The organism is Alloprevotella tannerae ATCC 51259, assembly GCF_000159995.1.
Taxonomy (GTDB): domain Bacteria; phylum Bacteroidota; class Bacteroidia; order Bacteroidales; family Bacteroidaceae; genus Alloprevotella; species Alloprevotella tannerae.
This window is the reverse complement of record NZ_GG700647.1, coordinates 1-518: the sequence shown is the minus strand read 5'-3', so window position 1 is coordinate 518 and position 518 is coordinate 1. Positions and strand designations below refer to the sequence as shown.

Annotated in this window: 1 protein-coding gene and 1 pseudogene; both read left to right on the top strand. The window is 42.3% G+C overall.

Annotated elements, in window-relative coordinates:
* Positions 1-36: 36 nt before the first annotated feature.
* Positions 37-252 (top strand): annotated as a pseudogene (locus GCWU000325_RS10835) (hypothetical protein); the annotation flags it as partial.
* A 95-nt stretch (positions 253-347) separates the two neighbouring features.
* Positions 348-518, top strand: a 171-nt coding sequence (locus GCWU000325_RS10830) for a DUF4372 domain-containing protein (RefSeq protein ID WP_316906975.1), incomplete at its 3' end; no start/stop codon positions are given.

The following is a 518-nucleotide window of genomic DNA, read 5'->3' as shown; positions in this document are numbered from 1 at the left end:
CTTCTGAAAGAGGAACACTGAAAACATAGCAGATACATGAAACATCTTATCATTGGCGGTGTTGCGGGCGGTGCAACAGCAGCAGCCCGCATCCGCCGCATCGACGAACAAGCAGAGATTATCCTTTTAGAAAAGGGACCACATATTTCATATGCAAATTGCGGTCTTCCTTATTATATAGGTGGCGTGATTGCCCATCGCGAAAAACTCTTTGTCCAAACTCCTGAAGCTTTCGGACAACAATTTAATGTTATTGCTGTCCGATAAAAGTTTTTTGATTGATATGCCGTTCTTTTGGAGAGGGCAAAAAGTAAAGGGCTGATTTCGTTTTGTAAAGTCAGCCCTTAATGGTTAATTTGTATTCGACAAAAAAACATTTAACCATGGGTAAAAGTACACATTTTAGCGGACAGCCGCTCTATTCTCAGATCATAAAATTGTTGAACAAGTCCGAAATCCTCCGCATAAGCAGCGAACAGGGCGCAGAACGCTATGTCAAGAGCTTTGACGCTTGGACT